Below are 13,178 nucleotides of genomic sequence, written 5' to 3' on the forward strand. Positions count from 1 at the left end.
AGCCCCGTGCCCGCCATACGTCATCTGGCGCACGTCCCCAGGTGCAGTGGCATGGAAACTGCACCTGAAGGGGTGACCGCCGCCATTGCCCATGCCTTCCCACACCGCCTCCATCGCCCCTGCTGACGCCACCCCGCTGCAGCCGACAGAGCCCGGCATGGCTGCACACGAGCCCCAGCAGGCCCCGCAGCAGGTCGTCAAGGTCCGGCGCGACTACAACAGCTGGGTGGCCACCGAGACCATGGAGGACTACGCGCTGCGCTACACGCCCCAGCGCTTTCGCAAGTGGTCCGAATGGCGCGTGGCCAACACCGCGTTTGGCGCGGCCTCCTTCCTGATCCTGGAAGCCGTGGGCGCCACGCTGCTGGTGCAGTACGGCTTCATCAATGCCTTCTGGGCCATCGTGGCCACGGGGCTCATCATCTTCCTGGCGGGGCTGCCAATCAGCGTGTATGCGGCGCGCTATGGGGTGGACATGGACCTGCTCACGCGCGGCGCGGGCTTTGGCTACATCGGCTCCACGCTCACCTCGCTGATCTACGCCAGCTTCACCTTCATCTTCTTCGCGCTCGAAGCCGCCGTGATGGCCTATGCGCTGGAGCTGGCGCTCGACATCCCGCCCACCTGGGGCTACCTCATCTGCGCCATCGTGGTGATTCCGCTCGTCACCCACGGTGTGTCGGCCATCAGCCGCCTGCAGGTGTGGACGCAGCCGCTGTGGCTGGTGATGCTGGTGGTGCCGTTCGCCTATGTGCTGGTGCGCGATCCTGGTGCATTTTCCGGGGTTGTGCACTACGGCGGTGAATCGATGCGCGGTGCCACGTTCCAGTTGCCCTTGTTTGGTGCGGCGCTCACGGTGGGCATTGCGCTCATCACCCAGATGGGGGAGCAGGCCGACTACCTGCGCTTCATGCCCGCCAGCACGCCCGCCACGCGCGGGCGCTGGTGGCTGGGCGTGCTGGTGGGCGGACCGGGCTGGGTGGTGCTGGGGGTGCTCAAGATGCTGGGCGGTGCGCTGCTCGCCTACCTGGCGCTCACACACATGGTGCCGGCCGACCGGGCGGTGGACCCGAACCAGATGTACCTGGCCGCGTACGAATATGTGTTCCCCCACTACGGCTGGGCGGTGGCGGCCACGGCGTTGTTCGTGGTGGTCTCGCAGCTCAAGATCAATGTGACCAATGCCTACGCGGGCTCGCTGGCGTGGTCCAACTTCTTCTCGCGCCTCACGCACAGCCACCCGGGGCGCGTGGTGTGGGTGGTGTTCAACACGCTGATCGCCTTCATGCTGATGGAGATGAACGTGTTCCGCGCCATGGGCGAGGTGCTGGGGCTGTACTCCAACATCGCCATCGCCTGGATCATGTCCGTGGTGGCCGATCTCGTCATCAACAAGCCGCTGGGGCTGTCACCCCGGGGCATCGAGTTCAAGCGCGCGCACCTGTACGACATCAACCCGGTGGGCGTGGGCTCGATGGCGCTCGCGTCCATCCTGTCCATCAGCGCGCACCTGGGGTTGTTCGGCCCACTGCCGCAGGCGTTCTCGGCCGTGATCGCGATGGCTGTCGCGTTTGTCACCGCACCGCTCATTGCCTGGGCCACCGGGGGGCGCTATTACATCGCGCGCCAGTCCGAGCCCGCTGCGCTGGCCGACGTGGTGGCGGTACCCCTGCACGGCCCGGTGGGCCGCAAGGCCGGCGGCGGAATGGATGCGGCCCTGGGCAGCTACGTGCGCTACACCGTGCAGCGCTGCGTGATCTGCGAGCGCGAATACGAAGCGCCCGACATGGCCCAGTGCCCCGCCTACCGGGGCGCCATCTGTTCGCTGTGCTGCACGCTGGACGCGCGCTGCGGCGACCTGTGCAAGCCCGACGCCAGCATGGCGGTGCAATGGTCTGCCGCCCTGCGCTGGGTGCTGCCGCGCGCCATGTGGCGCTACCTGGACACGGGCCTGGGCCACTTCCTGCTGCTGATGCTGGTGATCGCGCCGCTGCTGGCCTCCGTCATGGGGCTGCTGTACCACCAGGAGCTCAACACCATCGCCAATGCGATGACCGACACGGAAGTCCTGGCCGCCCCGGAGGTCGCGTTGCGCTCCGGCCTGCTCAAGGCCTACCTGGCGCTGCTGGTCATCTCGGGCATCGTGGCCTGGTGGCTGGTGCTGGCGCACAAGAGCCGCCAGGTGGCGCAGGAGGAATCCAACCGCCAGACGGGCCTCTTGGTGCGCGAGATCGAGCTGCACCGCCAGACCGACGAGGCCCTGCAGACCGCGCGCAGCGTGGCCGAGCAGGCGCGCCAGGTGGCCGAGGCGGCCCAGCGCGCGGCCGACCAGGCCAACCAGGCCAAGAGCCGCTACATCAGCGCCATCAGCCACGAGATCCGCACGCCGCTCAACTCCATCCTGGGCTACGCGCAGCTCATGGGCGAGGACGCGGGCGTGCCCCCGCACCGCAAGCAGGCGGTGCACGTGATCCGGCGGGGGGGCGAACACCTGCTCTCGCTCATCGAGGGCACGCTAGACATCGCGCGCATCGAATCCGGCAAGCTCACGCTGGATGTCACGCCCATGCGCTTTGCCGATGGCCTGCACGAAATGGCCAGCCTGTTCGAACTGCAGGCCGCCGCCAAGGGCCTGGCCTTCCAGTTCGATGTGCTGGGCGTCATTCCCGAGGTGGTTCGTGCCGACGAAAAGCGCCTGCGCCAGATCCTCATCAACCTGCTGGGCAACGCGGTCAAGTTCACGGCGCACGGCACCGTCACGCTGCGCGTGCGCTATGCGCGCGAGATGGCGCGCATCGAGGTGCAGGACACGGGGCCGGGCCTCACGGCCGAGGAGATCGAGCGCATCTTCGAGCCCTTTGCGCGGGGCGGCTCGGGCGGTGGCAACACCGCGGCCGCGCCGGGCGCGGGTCTGGGCCTGACCATTGCCAAGATGCTCACCGCGCTCATGGGCGGCGAGCTGACGGTGGGCAGCACCCCCGGCGTAGGCTCGGTGTTCCACGTCAAGCTGTTCCTGCCTGAGGTGCATGGGGACGCGCTGGGCAAGACCGCGCCAGCGCCCGCCGCATTGGCCACTCGCACCCAGCGCGCGCGCAGGGGTTACGCGGGGGACCGCCGCCGCATCCTGGTGGTGGACAACGAAGAGCCCGACCGCGAGCTGCTGGTGCAACTGCTCGAACCCCTGGGCTTCGAGCTGCGCCAGGCCGCCAGCGGGCACGACGCGCTGGACCTGCTGGCCACGGGCTACCGGCCGCACGCGATCTTCATGGACCTGGCCATGCCGGGCATCGACGGGTGGGAGACCCTGCGGCGCGTGCGGCAGATGCACCTCGCGAACGTCCACTGCGCCATTGTGTCGGCCAATGCGTTCGACAAGGCGCTGGACAACGACGTGGACATCCGCCCCGAGGACTTCATCGTCAAGCCCGTGCGCCACACCGAGCTGCTGGACTGGCTGGAGCGCCGCCTGGGCCTGCAGTGGCAGCACGGCGAGGCCGACGCCGCCCCCGCCCCCGCCTTGCCCGCGGCAGCGGATGCGCCCCTCACGTACCCCGATGCCACCGCCCTGGCGGCCTTGGCCCAGGTGGTCGCGCTGGGCTACTACCGGGGCATCCTCAACACCCTGGACGACATCGAACGCGGCCAGCCCGCGCACGGCGCTTTTGTCGGCACCATGCGGCAGCTGGCCAGGCAGTTCCAGTTCGATGCCATGGGCCACATCCTGGAGCAGGCGCCACCGTGACGACCACCGCGACCCCACCCTCCCTGCCGGTGCATGCCGCGGCCCTAGATCGCGGCGACAGCGACGTGGTCCTGATCGTGGACGACGTGCCCGACAACCTGGCCGTGCTGCACGACGCGCTCGATGAATCGGGCTACACGGTGCTCGTGGCCACGCACGGCGAGGCCGCGTTGCAGCGCGCCGCGCAGGCATTGCCCGACATCGTGCTGCTCGACGCCATGATGCCCGGCATGGACGGCTTCGAGGTGGCGCGGCGCCTGAAGGCGTCGCCCGCCACCGCGCACATCCCCATCATCTTCATGACGGGCCTCACCGAGACCGAGCACCTGGTGGCCGCGCTGGAGGCGGGTGGCGTGGACTACGTGACCAAGCCCATCAAGCCGCGCGAGGTGATGGCCCGCATGGGCGTGCACCTGGGCGCGGCGCGCAGGGCGCGCCAGGACGCGAGCCAGGCCCGCGAGGCGCGCAATGCGCTCGATGCCTTCGGCTATGCCAGCATCACGGTGCGCGCGGTGGACGGCCGCATCGTGTGGCAGACCCCGCTGGCGCGCGAACTGCTGCAGGGCTACTTTGGCGAAGCCAGCCCCTGGGCGCCAGGGATCGTGCAGGCCTGGCTGCGCCGCCATGTGCTCGCCGAAAACGCGGCGGAGCTGCTGGCCCATGCGCTGGCCGAGCCGCCGCGCCTGGCCATCGAGCAGGGCGCGCGCCGCCTGACCTTCCGCCTGCACCAGCAGGCGGGCGACAGCGAAGGCGGGGGCGACTGGCTGATCGTCATGCGCGAGGTGTCGGACGCCAAGATCATCGAATCCATGAGCCTGTCCTTCAAGCTCACCGCGCGCGAGGCAGAGGTGCTGTACTGGGTGGTCAAGGGCAAGATCAACCGCGACATCGGCGACATCCTGGGCGCCAGCCCCGCCACGGTGAAGAAGCACCTCGAACGCGTGTTCGCCAAGCTGGGGGTGGAAACGCGCACGGCGGCGGCCGCCATGGCGATGAACCGCATCCGGCAGCTGCACCCGCAGTTCGAGGGCTGATTCTTCAGTATTTTGGGCTGCTGACGCTTGTGGAATAAGCGCGGAAAGCTATCAATTTAATAGCTTTGGTGAGGCCTGGGCCTGCGGTGCGCAAGGCCGGCCGGGTGCCGCTCAGCGGCCCACCGCGCGTTCCAGCTCCTGCTTGTTCATCCTGGAGCGGCCCTCGATCCCCTTGCGCCGGGCCTCTTCGTACAGCTGGTCGCGCGTTCGGCCCTGCGCGCCCTGGTGGGACCGCTGGCCGCCGCGCACCGGGGCCGGGGTGTCGCGCAAGGTCTTGGGGTTGGCGGTCTTGCTTTCGCCGTGCTGGGCGCGTTCCTTGTTCACGGTGCGCGCGGCAATCTCTTCGGCCGTGTCCGTGCTCTTGCCGCGCTGTTTCAGGCTGGTCTTGATGTGTTCGTACTGGCGTTCGCGCTTGGCGCTCCACTGGGCTTGGGGCATGGCGGGCTCCTTCGATGGGTTGGCGGGCGGGGCAGCCAAGCTGGCCCCGCATCTGAGCCCAATCTATCCGGCGCGCGGCCCGCGTGCGTCAGCAGGCCCGGCATGCAGCTGTAGGACAGCGGATCTCCTCGCTGACAACGGCCGGGGCCGCCATGCCCCATGGTGGCGGTATGAAAAATGGCCGTGGCGCCCGATCGGCAAGCGCCGGGAGCTACTTTTTTGATAGCGAATGGCCTGCGGGCCATGGGGCGGCCGCAGGGGCCGCGCTACATCCCCAGCGACTTGAGCAGCGCGTCCGTGTCGTCCTGCCCGGCGGGGGGAGGCGCGGGCACGGGGGGCGCGGCCTGCGACTGGGCCATCAGCGCATCCGGGTCCGGGGCCTCCTGCGCCTCGAAGTCGTAGAGCTTGATGAATTCGGTGCGGTCGATCGCCAGCTCCAGGTAGAAGATGTTGTTGTTGCTGGTGTAGAAGGTCACGCGCCGCGCCTCGGGCTTGTCCAGGTTGGCGTCCACGCTCAGCATCACCTGCTTGTTCAGCACCAGCATCTTGGGCTGGTTCTGGGTGATGTGGGTCTGCAGCTCGCGCCGCACCTTGCCGGTGAAGTCGCCCACCACCTGGTTCATGAGCTCGCCCATCACGTTGCTGACCTCGTCCGAGGTGTAGGAGGTGACCAGGTCGTCCTTGGACATGCCCATGTTCAGCAGGTAGTTGGCGTACAGCTCCATGGCCGCCGTGGCCGAGAAGTTGATGATCACCAGGCCCGAGAAGCCGCCATCGAACAGCACGAAGCAGCCGATGTCCGGCTTCAGGCAGGTCTTGCTGATGCGCTGCACCATGCCGGAGTAGTGGATCTGGCTGTGGGTGGCCACGTTCAGCACGCGGGTGACGGAGTTGCACAGGCTGATCAGCAGGTCTTCGGTGCCGTAGACGGAGTTTTTTTCAGGGTGGCTCATGGTGTGTGTGGATGGCGGACAGTCGAATTTCTGGCGCGGTGCGCTGGGCAGAGCATAGGCGAAGCCGCCGCGCGAAACCAGAGTGCTTTCCGCGCCATGGGCCGCGGCGCGGCCCGCTGCCTACCACGCTTTGGCCTTTGTTCCGCGCGGGATGGCGCGGGTTGACAACCGACCGGGCTGGCGTATCGTGCCAGCCATCCATGAGAGGGGCGAGAGATGGGTGTTTATTCCTACGGGCTGAACGAGTTCCAGTCGGTGGCGGACGGCGCGGCGGTGCTGGCCAGTGGCGGCGGTGGCAGTTACCACGACGCGTGCTCCATCCTGGAGGAGCTGGCCCGCCAGGGCTTCACGGGCACCGTCCAGGTGCAGGACTATGACGGGGCGACCAACGCCTGCGTGCTGGCCATCATGGGCTCGCCCGACGCGGCCGACAGCCTGACGCTGGCCGCCATCCAGAACTCCATCCGCAACACGGTGCAGGTGCTGGCGGACGCCACCGGGGCGTCGCCGGGGGCCTACATCCCGGTGGAGATCGGGCCCATCAACTCGCTGGTGCCGCTGATCGGCGCGGCCATGGGCGGGGGGGCGGTCTGGGTGGTCAACGGCGACGGAGCCGGGCGCGCGGTGCCCGAGCTGCCGCAGACCACGTTCACCGGCAATCCGCCGCTGGCTCCGTGCCCCGCGGCGCTGGCCAGCGACGCGGCCAGCCCCGCCGACATCGAATCCGCCGTGCTGGGCGCGAGCACGGCCGCGCGGGTGGAAACGCTGGCCGGCGGCGTGGTTGGCGGCTTTGGCGGGTATTCCGGCATCGCGATGTGGCCGTCCAACGCGGGCAACGGCTTTGCGCTGTCGGGCAGCTACATCGCGGGCACGCTGGAGCAGGCGCGCGCGCTGGGGCAGTTCCTGCGGGACAGCGGCACGCCGCAGGCCACGGGCGCGGTGGCCGATGCCATCGCCCTCATCACGGGCCGGCCCGCCGCCGCCGTGGCGACCAACTTCTTCATCACCTCGGTCTCGCAGTCCACGTCCAGCGCATCGCTGGATTCGGGCATCATCCGCCTGGACAACACGCAGGATCCGCGCCAGAGCACGCAGACGCACTACCTCTACAACCTCAACGAGAACCTCATCATGTACTCGTCGTCGAGCGCGGTGCCCGACATCATTGCCCCGGACTCGATCTGCTACTACTCCGAAAGCACCGGGCGCGGGTTCTCCAATGCCAGCGACGATCTGGCGCTGTACTTCGATGCCGCCACCGGCCAGAGCACGGGCCGGATGGTGAGCGTGATCGCGGTGCAGACAGCGCCGCAGCTGTACGGCACGCCGGGCGTGGTGGCCTCGTTCGCGTCGCTGCTGCGCAACATCGGCTACGCGGGCGCCATGCCCCCGGCCTGACCATGCGCAGACAGACAGACAACCAGCCCACCAGCCAGCAACCGGCCAAGACACGGACAGCGCGATGAAGGCAAGCCGCCATGGGTGAAGCAGATCTGAACCGGGAGCGGCTGGAGCTGGCGCTGGAGGCCGCCGGGCTGGACCTGTGGGAGAACGACCTGGTGACCGGCAATGTCACCCGCAAGGCGACCAAGACCTTCCTCGAACTGGGCTTCACCGAGGAGGAGATCGTCTCGGGCGTGCAGGACATCTACGGCCTGTTCCATCCGGAGGACGTGGACAGTGTCCGGCAGGCCGTGGCCGACCACCTCTGCGGCGTCACGCCGCAGTACCGCTGCGAATTCCGCCTGCGCGCCAAGGGCGGCGACTGGGTCTGGTACGCGAACTATGGCCGCATCATGGACGGCCACAGCGACACGCCGGGCAAGCGGCTCATCGGGGTCACCTTCAACATCGACGACCGCAAGCGCAAGGAAGACGAGATCGCCCAGATCAACCGCCAGCTCGTGGAGCAGAACCGCCTGCTGCAGCAGCTCAATGCCGCGCTGGAGCTGCTGGCGGCCAACGATGCGCTCACGGGGCTGTCCAACCGCCGCACGCTGATGGAACTGGGTGCCAACGAATGCCAGCGGACCCAACGGTTTGGCCACCCCCTGTCGCTGCTGGTGGTGGACATCGACCTGTTCAAGCCCGTCAACGACGTGTGGGGGCACCTGGCGGGCGACCGCGTGATCTGCGCCGTGGCCCAGGCCTGTGCGTCACGCAAGCGCAGTGGCGTGGACATCGTGGCGCGTTTCGGGGGCGAGGAATTCGTCATCGTGCTGCCCGAGACCGATGGGGCCAGCGCCCAGCGCATGGCCGAATCGCTGCGCCACGACGTGTCGGCGATGAGCGTGCCCGTGAACGACGAAGGCGCCAGCATCTCGGTCACCGTGAGCATTGGCGTGGCCACGCTGCACCAGGGCTCGGGGCTGGATTTCGAGGAGCTGGTCAACCGCGCCGACAAGGCGCTGTACCGCGCCAAGGAGTCGGGGCGCAACACCGTGCACTGCGCGGATGCGCACCCCGCGCACGCCCGGGTGCATGTGCTGCCCAACCCGGGCGAGGCACCGGGCGGCGTGGTCGCAGCCTGAGGCCCGCGGGCCGCCACTCACTCCTCGCTGGTCCACTCCACCTGCACGCCCAGGCTGCGCAGGTTCTCCACGAAGCGCGGGTGGGCGCGGCGGATGGGCGTGGCGTTGCGGATCTCGGAGCGCCCGGGCGTGCTCGCCGCCACCATGAACAGCGCGATCGCCACGCGGATGATGTAGGGGCTCTCGACCACGGCCGGGCTCAGGGGGTTGCCCCCGAAGGTGACCAGGCGGTGCGGGTCGGACTGGAACACGTGCGCTCCGAACTTCGACAGCTCGCCCGCCCAGCCCAGGGCCCCGTCGTACACCTTGTTCCAGAACAGCGCGTTGCCCTCGGCGCGCACGCCCAGGGCAATGAAGATGGGCAGCAGGTCCACCGGAAAGTACGGCCAGGGCGCGGCCTCCACCTTGGTCAGCACATTGCTCGTGAAGGGCGTCTGCACCTTGAGCGGCCCGTCGCACGCCGCGCGCGACCAGCCGTCCTCGTGCGTGACGGTGACGCCGAACTTGGCGAAGGTGCGGTCGATGAGCGGAAAGTTCCCGGGCGCGCTGTTCTTCACCACCACGTCCCCGCCGGTGATCGCGCCCAGGGCGAGGAAGGTCGTGATCTCGTGGAAATCCTCGTCGAAACGGAACTCCCCGCCGCGCAGGGCCGTGCCGCCGTGCACGGTGATGCGCGAGGTGCCCATGCCCTCGATGCGCACGCCGATCATGGCCATGAAGCGGCAGAACTCCTGCACGTGCGGCTCCGACGCCGCGTTGGTCAGCACCGAGGTGCCCTCGGCCGTGGCGGCGCACAGCACGAAGTTCTCGGTGGTGGTCACCGATGCGTAGTCCAGCCAGTGGTGGTTGGCCTGCAGCCGGCCCGCGCTGCGGATCAGCAGCGAGCCCTCGGCCCGCTCGACGGCGCCCCCGAAGCGGCGGAACACCTCCACGTGCGGGTCGATCTCGCGCACGCCCAGCGTGCAGCCCTTGACGTTGTCCTCCAGCCGCGCCACGCCAAAGCGCGCGAGCAGCGGGGGCACCAGCATGATGGACGAGCGCATCTCCTCGGGCAGCCGGTGCTGCGCGGCATCGAACACCGTGGCGTGGTGGTGCAGGTCGAGCGTGCCGGTGGCGTGGTCCATGCGGACATCGCTGCCCAGGGTGCGGAAGATCTCCAGGATCTTGCGCACATCGGTGATGTCGGGCACGCCCAGGAGCTTGAGCGGCTCGTTGGTGAGCAGCGTGGCGCACAGCACGGGGAGCACCGCGTTCTTGTTGGCGGAAGGCGTGATGCGGCCCCGGAGCGGGGTGCCGCCGTGGACGACGAGGTTGGACATGGGTGGAGCAGGGCTGAAGAAGGGGCCGGGCAGGCCGGGGGCCTGCGCGAGGTCGATACTCTAACTGGGTCTGGTTTTCCGTGGTGGCGGAAGGCCTGGATGCTATGCAATCAATAGCACTCCACGCTTGACAGGCGTGCGCGGAGGCCATTCCAGAGGGGTGGCATCCTGGCGCCCGCCTGGCGTCTGGTCCCCGGAGCTTGCCGCCATCCCCCGGGGCACGGGGCGGGCGTCACGCCTTTTCCGTGGCCGCCGCCTGGTGGATCGCCGCGCGAATCCGCTGGTAGGTGCCGCAGCGGCACGCGTTGCCCGACATCGCCGCGTCAATGTCCGCATCGCTGGGCCGTGGCGTCTTCTTCAGGAGCGCGCAGGCCGACATGAGCTGCCCGCTCTGGCAGTAGCCGCACTGCGCCACATCCAGCACCGTCCACGCGGTGCGCAGGGCGGTGGCCTCGGGGCCGTGCAGGCCTTCGATGGTGGTGATGTCGGCATCGCCCACGGCCGACAGGGGCGTCATGCAGGCGCGCACGGGCTCGCCGTTCAGGTGCACGGTGCAGGCGCCGCACAGCGCCATGCCGCAGCCGAACTTGGTGCCGTTCAGATGCAGCTCGCCGCGCAGCACCCACAGCAGCGGGGTGTCGGGTTCGGCGGTGACGGAGATGGCTTTGCCGTTGATGCGCAGGGTGGTGGGCATGGAGGGTTCCTTCAAGCCGGTCAGGCCAGTTTCAGGGGCAGGGCGCGCAGGCGCTGCCCGGTCAGGGCAAACAGCGCATTCGCCACAGCGGGCGCGATCGGCGGCACGCCGGGTTCGCCCACGCCTTCGGGCGGCTCGGCGCTGTCGATGATGTGGGTCTCCACGCGCGGGCAGTCGGCCATGCGCAGCAGCGGGTAGTCATGGAAGTTGCCCTGCTGCACCTGCCCGTCCTTGACCGTGACCTCGCCGTGCAGCGCCGCCGTGAGGCCGAACACCACGGCGCTTTCCATCTGCTGCGCGATCAGGTTGGGATTGATGGCCGCGCCGCAGTCGATCACGCACACCACGCGGTGCACACGGATGGCCTTGTCGGCGCCCACCGACACCTCGGCCACCTGGGCCACGATGGAGCCGAACGACTGGTGCAGCGCCACGCCCCGCGCGCGCTGCCCGCCCGCCGCGCCTGGCGCCAGCGGCTTGCCCCAGTCCGCCAGCTCGGCCGCCTTGTGCAGCACCTTCAGGTGGCGCGGGTGTTTTTGCAGCAGCGCGGCGCGGAAGGCCACCGGGTCCTGCCTGGCCGCTGCGGCGGCCTCGTCCACAAAACTCTCCTTGAAGAACGCCTGGTGCGAATGCCCCACCGAGCGCCAGAAGCCCACGGGCAGGGGCACGTCGACCACCTCATGCGCGATGCGCGCATGGGGCCATTCGTAGGGCTGGTCGAAGGCACCTTCGGACGTGGTCTTGTCGGGGCCCGCGCCCGCCAGGCCAAAGGTGCGCACCAGCACCTGCGGCACGATGGCCTGGCCCACGGAGATGTTGTGCCACGCCACCAGGTGTCCTTGCGCATCAAACCCCGCCTTGAAGCGGGCCATGCAGGCGGGGCGGTAGAAGTCGTGCTGCGTGTCCTGCTCGCGCGACCACAGCGTCTGCACCGGCGCGCCCCCGGCGGCCTGGGCGATGGCGGCGGCCTGGCCCACGTAGTCCACCTCCAGCCGCCGCCCAAAGCCGCCCCCCAGCAGCAGCTGGTGCACGGTCACTTTCTCTTCGTCGATGCCCAGCGCCTTGGCGGCTGCCCTGCGGGCCAGGCCCGGCACCTGGGTGGATGTCCACACGGTGGCGGCCCCGTCCTTGAATTGCACCGTGCAGTTGATGGGCTCCAGCGCCGCGTGGGCCAGGTAGGGCGCGCGGTAGTCCGCGGTGATGGTGCTGGCCGCGCCCTGCAGGGCCGCATCCACGTCGCCCGTGCTGTGGTAGCCAAAGCCCTTGGCCTGGTCCAGCGCCTGCGCCATGCGCGCCATCACGGCGTCGCTCGACAGCGTGGCGGCGGGGCCGTGGTCCCATTCCACGGTGACCGCCGCGGCGGCCTTCCTGGCGTGCCAGGGCGTGTCGGCGATCACGGCCACGGCGCCGGTGCCGCCGTGCAGGGGCGCCACGGCCAGCACGTGTTTCACGCCCGGCAGCTTCCGGGCGGCGGCTGCATCAAAGCGCGCTACCTTGCCGCCGCGCGTGGGGCACATCACCACGCTGGCATGCAGCAGGCCGGGCGGGTGGGCGTCGATGCCGTACACGGCCGAGCCATCCAGCTTGGAAGGCGCCTCGATGCGCGTGAGCGGTTTGCCGATGAGCTTGAACTGCGCGGGTTCCTTCAGCGTGACCTTGCCCCGCATGGGCTGCTGCGCGGCCAGGGCGGCCAGTTCGCCAAACGTGGCGCGCTGGCCGGCCACATGTTCCACCACGCCCGCGTTGGCCGTGCACTCCGCCGCCTGCACGTTCCATTGCGCGGCGGCGGCGCGGATCAGCAGGGCGCGCGCGTGGGCGCCGGCCTCGCGCATGGGCAGCCACAGGTCCTTGATGCTGCTCGATCCGCCCGTCATCATCACGCCCACCTCGCGCATGGTCTTGGCCGTGAGCCAGCCCGCCACGGCCTTCATCGAGCCGTCGTTGTCGGGGTGGAAGGGCAGGCCGTCCACCACGGTGGCCAGGTTGTTGTAGATGTCGTCGATAGGCGCCATCTCCAGCCGCACCTGCGCCCAGTCGGCATCCAGCTCTTCCGCCAGGATGGCGGCCAGGCCCGTGTGCGCACCCTGGCCCATTTCGGATTTGGCCATCATCACCGTCACGGTGTTGTCGGCGCCCACCTTGAGCCAGCCGTTCAGCGCCGCCTGCCCGCTGGCGCTGGGCACCGGGTCGGCCGGGTGCAGGCGCTGGCGCGGCGGCATCACGCCCCAGCCAATGACCAGCGCGCCCGCTGTCGCGGCGCCACCGAGGAGCACTGTGCGTCGTTTCACCATGGGGTTGTTTCCTTCGTGGCGTAGGTTGGCTGGATGGGGGCATGCGAGCCCGGCGCATGGGGTGATGGTTCAAATATCGTAAACCTGCGACCGAGATTCCCCCGCCCTTCGGGGACTTGGATTTTGAGTGTTTTTGACCTCCAGCGCTTATCCATCAAGCGCTAAAAGCTATTAAA

9 protein-coding genes are annotated in these 13,178 nt (G+C 69.1%); 4 read left to right on the plus strand and 5 right to left on the minus strand.

Annotated elements, in window-relative coordinates:
* The first annotated feature begins 91 nt into the window (after positions 1–91).
* Together AC07OC_RS20395 and AC07OC_RS20400 are read left to right on the plus strand one after the other, a co-directional pair.
* Positions 92–3,742: a hybrid sensor histidine kinase/response regulator gene (locus AC07OC_RS20395; protein WP_218341493.1), complete on the plus strand. Its 3,651-nt coding sequence runs from the start codon at positions 92–94 to the stop codon at positions 3,740–3,742.
* Positions 3,739–4,776, plus strand: a complete 1,038-nt coding sequence (locus tag AC07OC_RS20400; protein WP_218341492.1) for a response regulator — start codon at positions 3,739–3,741, stop codon at positions 4,774–4,776. Before AC07OC_RS20395 ends, AC07OC_RS20400 begins: the two co-directional genes overlap by 4 nt.
* Positions 4,777–4,887: 111 nt before the next feature.
* Here AC07OC_RS20400 and AC07OC_RS20405 read toward each other — a convergent pair whose 3' ends face one another.
* Positions 4,888–5,214: a plasmid stabilization protein gene (locus AC07OC_RS20405; RefSeq protein ID WP_218293574.1), complete on the minus strand. Its 327-nt coding sequence runs from the start codon at positions 5,212–5,214 to the stop codon at positions 4,888–4,890.
* A gap of 266 nt (positions 5,215–5,480) precedes the next feature.
* The gene (locus tag AC07OC_RS20410; protein ID WP_218293575.1) at positions 5,481–6,167 is read right to left on the minus strand and encodes a DUF3334 family protein; all 687 of its coding nucleotides are present in this window, start codon (positions 6,165–6,167) and stop codon (positions 5,481–5,483) included.
* 216 nt (positions 6,168–6,383) lie between these two features.
* On the opposite strand from AC07OC_RS20410, the gene AC07OC_RS20415 reads away from it, so the two are divergent.
* Both AC07OC_RS20415 and AC07OC_RS20420 read left to right on the plus strand, forming a co-directional pair.
* Positions 6,384–7,565 (plus strand): S-methyl thiohydantoin desulfurase domain-containing protein, encoded by a 1,182-nt coding sequence (locus AC07OC_RS20415; protein ID WP_218293576.1) that lies wholly within the window; start codon positions 6,384–6,386, stop codon positions 7,563–7,565.
* An 80-nt stretch (positions 7,566–7,645) separates the two neighbouring features.
* Positions 7,646–8,698, plus strand: coding sequence for a GGDEF domain-containing protein (locus tag AC07OC_RS20420; protein ID WP_218293577.1), 1,053 nt, complete (start codon positions 7,646–7,648; stop codon positions 8,696–8,698).
* A 17-nt stretch (positions 8,699–8,715) separates the two neighbouring features.
* Here the strand turns inward: AC07OC_RS20420 and AC07OC_RS20425 are convergent, their stop codons facing one another.
* The 3 genes from AC07OC_RS20425 to AC07OC_RS20435 all read right to left on the minus strand — a co-directional run bounded on the left by AC07OC_RS20425 (position 8,716) and on the right by AC07OC_RS20435 (position 13,002).
* Positions 8,716–10,017: a UDP-N-acetylglucosamine 1-carboxyvinyltransferase gene (locus AC07OC_RS20425; RefSeq protein ID WP_218341491.1), complete on the minus strand. Its 1,302-nt coding sequence runs from the start codon at positions 10,015–10,017 to the stop codon at positions 8,716–8,718.
* Between the two features lie 232 nt (positions 10,018–10,249).
* Positions 10,250–10,711 (minus strand): (2Fe-2S)-binding protein, encoded by a 462-nt coding sequence (locus AC07OC_RS20430; RefSeq protein WP_218341490.1) that lies wholly within the window; start codon positions 10,709–10,711, stop codon positions 10,250–10,252.
* Positions 10,712–10,731: 20 nt separating this feature from the next.
* Positions 10,732–13,002 carry a xanthine dehydrogenase family protein molybdopterin-binding subunit gene (locus AC07OC_RS20435; protein WP_218341489.1) on the minus strand — a complete coding sequence of 757 codons (2,271 nt, stop codon included), beginning with the start codon at positions 13,000–13,002 and terminating at the stop codon, positions 10,732–10,734.
* Positions 13,003–13,178: the final 176 nt, after the last annotated feature.

This window comes from Acidovorax sp. GW821-FHT10E04 (assembly GCF_059415185.1).